Origin of the sequence: Streptomyces sp. NPDC059524, assembly GCF_042749255.1 — a bacterium.
In the GTDB taxonomy this organism is placed as follows: domain Bacteria; phylum Actinomycetota; class Actinomycetes; order Streptomycetales; family Streptomycetaceae; genus Streptomyces; species Streptomyces xanthii.
Window position 1 is genome coordinate 1 of the sequence record NZ_JBHYTK010000199.1, and the last position, 3,522, is coordinate 3,522.

The window sequence follows — 3,522 nt, forward strand, 5'->3', positions numbered from 1 at the left end:
TTAGTGCCCGTCTCGCTCTACACCACTCCGCTCTCCGCAACCCCCCCGCCCCCCCCCCCCACCCTCATCGGGGGGGCCCCCCCGCGCCATGTGTAGTACCCGGCGGCGCCGAGCGCCCCCGTGATCAGCAGCCCGCCGAGCCCCAGCTGCACCGGGCCGATCCGGCCCCACGAACCGCCGTCACCGGCGTGCACCCCGTGCATCTGGCTGCCGCCGCTCCCCGTCACGGTCAGGGTCTGCCGGACGACGCTGCCGCTCTCGCAGGTCACGGAGACCGGGTACGTGCCCGGCCGGGCGCCGGACGGCACCTGGAACTGTCCGACGAGGTCGCCCCGCTGGGTCGTGGTCTGCAGAGGGAAGTCACCGGCGCCCAGGCTGTTGGCGTCGCCGGTGGCCCGGCGGTCCTTGCGGCAGGCGCTCGTGTTCGCCGTGACGGTGGCGCCCGGGCGCGGGTTCGCCGGGGACAGTTCGAGGGCGCCGGGCGCCTTGCCGGTGCTGCGGGTGCTCGGGACCTCGGCGGGATCCTCCAGGCCGGCGTCGCCCTCCGGGACGAGGGAGTCGGAGGGCGCGGCGGGATCGGCGGGGTCGGCCGGATCGACGGGCGCGGCGGGCTCGCTCCAGGAGGACTCGCTCTCCCAGGGGGTGTCGTCGCCGTCGGCCCGGGCGTCGGCGCACACCGGGGTCGCTAGGGCGAGAACGGCCGCCGTCAGTGCGGTGGCCGGCCAGGACGCGGTGCGACGCATGCTGATCCTCTCTGAGCGGGCCGCGTACGGCCACGGGTTCGGTTCGGCTTACCGGCCGAGCCAAACCCGTGGGTACGCCGCCCGCGCGTCGAGGAGGCGAGTCGGGTGAGCGAAGGGGCACGTGTGGGTGACCCCGAGGCGTCGCGTGACGCTCCGTAGGCGTCGGAAGGGATCAGGAGGAGTGGTGGGTCTGGATGCGCCCGTGCGTCCGGTGGGCCTCCACGAGCTTGACCCGTGCGGAGACGAGCCGGTGGGCCATGACCTCGGCCACCCCGTGCAGCAGGCTCACGCCGAGCGCGGGCTCGAGGTCGCACAGGTTCCGCACCGCGGCGCCGTCGAACTCGTAGGCCCGCACGGGGCTGAAGGCCTCCGCGCCGAAGTCCCATTCATAGGGCGGGAAGAGCCAGGACCAGCCGAGGAGATCTCCGGGGCCCAGCGGATCGATGGGCAGCAGGGTGCGGTCCGAGACGCGGACGTCGAGCGTGACCATCCCGGTGCGGATGATCCAGAAGCACCGGGCCGGTTCCCCCTCGTCGAAGATCCGGGTGTCCTGGGGGAACGAGACCTCCTTGGCCAGGGTCATCAGCCGGTCGCGGTACTCGCGCGGAAGCCTGTTGAGCAGGCGTGTCTGAGCCGTCATGGCGGAACCACCTCCACCCTCGTGTCACTCCAGCGTACGTACGACCGGCCGAGTGCACCGGACGAGCGCCCGGGGGCCCGCTCCCCGGTCGGCGGCGGCCGGATGGCTGACGTGCCGGGCGGGTCGGCGGGGGCGACCCTACGTTTCCGGCATGGCGACATTCCTCCGCTCTCATCCCCGTACGGCCAAGGCCGTCGCGGCCTCGGGCCTGTGCACGGCGCTCACCCTGGGCTCCGTCGCCCCCGCGTTCGCCGCGGCCTCCCCTCCCCGGCCGCCCGCCGCCCCCTCCCTGTCGGCCCTGTCCTGGGAGGTCATGGACGCGGGCACCGGGGAGGTCCTCGCCGCGAAGGCGCCGCACCGCAGGCTGCCGCCGGCCAGCACCCTCAAGACCCTGTTCGCGCTGACCGTGCTGCCGCGGCTGCGCCAGGACCTGGTGCACCGGGCCTCGTACGCGGACCTGTCGGACGTCGCGGAGGGCAGCAGCATGGTCGGCGTGGACGAAGGCACCCGGTACACGGTCGCCGACCTGTGGCGCGGCGTGTTCCTCAGCTCGGGCAACGACGCGGTGAACACGCTGGCCCGGCTGAACGGCGGGCTGCCCCGCACCCTCGCGCAGATGCAGGACACCGCCCGCCGGATCGGCGCCCGCGACACCCGCGTGCGATCCGCCGACGGCTTCGACACCCCGGGCCAGTACTCCTCCGCCCACGATCTGGCGCTGATCGCCCGCGAGGGCTTCAAGAACCCCGACTTCCGCCGCTACATGGGAACGAAGTGGGCGCAGTTCCCGGCGGCGGGCGGCCCGCACGCGTTCGGCATCCAGAACACGAACCGGCTCCTGGTCGGCTCGCACGGGGTGGAGCCGTACCGCGGCCTGATCGGTGTCAAGAACGGCTACACCTCGCAGGCGGGCAACACCCTGGTCTCCGCCGCCACCCGCAAGGGCCGCACGGTGCTCGTCACGGTGATGAACCCGCAGGACGGCGATTCGAACACTGTGTACGAGGAGAGCCGGGAGCTGCTCGACTGGGGCTTCGTGGCGGCGCCGCTGCGGGCCCGCGCCGCGGTGGCCGGCCCGCAGCACCCCTCGGCCCACCGCCGTGCGGAGGCCGCGGCCCCCTCGGCGGCGGCGCCTGCTCAGGAGGCGCACCAGCCGTCGGGCCTCGGCCGGCACCTGGGCGCGGCCGCGGCGCTGCTCGCGCTGGCCGGGGTGCCGCTGCTGCTGCGCCGACGGCTGCGGAAGGGGCGCTGACCGGGACGCGGAGGCGGCCTGGCGGCGGGGGCCGCCACTCCACTGGCCCCCGCCGAATGGTGGACCTGCGCCCGGCTTCCTAGCGTCGCGAGCATCCGCCCCTTCCCAGGAGGATCCGTATGCGTTCCATATCCGTGCTGTCGTCGGTGGCGCTGGCCTCGCTCGTCGCGCTCGGCCCCGCCGCCCCGGCCGCCTTCGCCGGAGACGACGACGGTGGCACCCAGCCCGACGTGACGTCGTTCGGCTTCTCGGTCACTCCGAGCACGGTGGCCGCCGGCGGCACCGTCACGCTCAGCTCCACCGGCTGCGAGGTGCCGACGGTGAACGTCGACGCGCCGGTCTTCGACAAGGCGCAGCTCAACGAGGGTCACTCCGTGACCCGGCAGGTCTACCCCGACGCCAAGCCGGGCGCCCAGTACGCGGTCACCTTCGAGTGCAACGGCGAGACGGGCACCACCACCCTGACGATCGCCACCGGCCGGCCGAGCCCCGCCCCCGTGGACCGCGGGGTACGCGCCGGGGTCGGCGGCAGCGTCGGCGGCACCGACCCGGCCCTGCTGGCCGCGGGCGGTGTGCTCATCGCGGGTGCGCTCGGTGCCGGATACGTGCGGCTGCGCAAGCGCCGCACCGACGCCGCCTGACGGCCGGGACCGGCGACCGTGCCCTCGGCCGCGCCCGGCGCCCGCAGGCCCTCGTGGTCCTTCCTCGCCGTGGTGCTCCTGATCGGCGTCCTGCTGGTGCACCACGGCGTCTCCCGTGCCGACGGACCGCCGCAGCCCGATCCGGGCGCGGCGGGTGCGGGCTACGACGCCCCCCCGGCCCGGAGCCAGTCCCCCGGCCACCCCCGGGGGGTGGGCGACCCGGGGAGAGGGGTGGGGGCGCCCCCG

Annotated in this window: 4 protein-coding genes and 1 pseudogene; 3 read left to right on the forward strand and 2 right to left on the reverse strand. The window is 75.1% G+C overall.

The features are described 5' to 3' along the window. Positions 1–17: 17 nt before the first annotated feature. Complete coding sequence (locus tag ACFW9D_RS34745; protein ID WP_384628794.1) at positions 18–743, reverse strand: hypothetical protein; 726 nt, start codon at positions 741–743, stop codon at positions 18–20. A gap of 172 nt (positions 744–915) precedes the next feature. Beyond that, entirely contained in the window at positions 916–1,383 is a 468-nt protein-coding gene (locus ACFW9D_RS34750) for a cyclic nucleotide-binding domain-containing protein (protein ID WP_384628797.1), read from the reverse strand. Positions 1,384–1,534: 151 nt separating this feature from the next. Between ACFW9D_RS34750 and ACFW9D_RS34755 the strand changes: the two genes are divergently transcribed. The 3 genes and pseudogenes from ACFW9D_RS34755 to ACFW9D_RS34765 all read left to right on the forward strand — a co-directional run. After that, positions 1,535–2,635 (forward strand): D-alanyl-D-alanine carboxypeptidase family protein, encoded by a 1,101-nt coding sequence (locus ACFW9D_RS34755; protein WP_384628800.1) that lies wholly within the window; start codon positions 1,535–1,537, stop codon positions 2,633–2,635. A gap of 119 nt (positions 2,636–2,754) precedes the next feature. Beyond that, positions 2,755–3,276, forward strand: a complete 522-nt coding sequence (locus ACFW9D_RS34760; protein ID WP_384628803.1) for a hypothetical protein — start codon at positions 2,755–2,757, stop codon at positions 3,274–3,276. 18 nt (positions 3,277–3,294) lie between these two features. Continuing rightward, positions 3,295–3,522: pseudogene (locus ACFW9D_RS34765) on the forward strand (hypothetical protein); the annotation flags it as partial.

Coding starts and splice junctions, on each gene's coding strand:
- ACFW9D_RS34745 (WP_384628794.1), bottom strand. CDS start 743: ATGCGTCGCACCGCGTCCTGGCCGGCCACCGCACTGACGGCGGCCGTT.
- ACFW9D_RS34750 (WP_384628797.1), bottom strand. CDS start 1,383: ATGACGGCTCAGACACGCCTGCTCAACAGGCTTCCGCGCGAGTACCGC.
- ACFW9D_RS34755 (WP_384628800.1), top strand. CDS start 1,535: ATGGCGACATTCCTCCGCTCTCATCCCCGTACGGCCAAGGCCGTCGCG.
- ACFW9D_RS34760 (WP_384628803.1), top strand. CDS start 2,755: ATGCGTTCCATATCCGTGCTGTCGTCGGTGGCGCTGGCCTCGCTCGTC.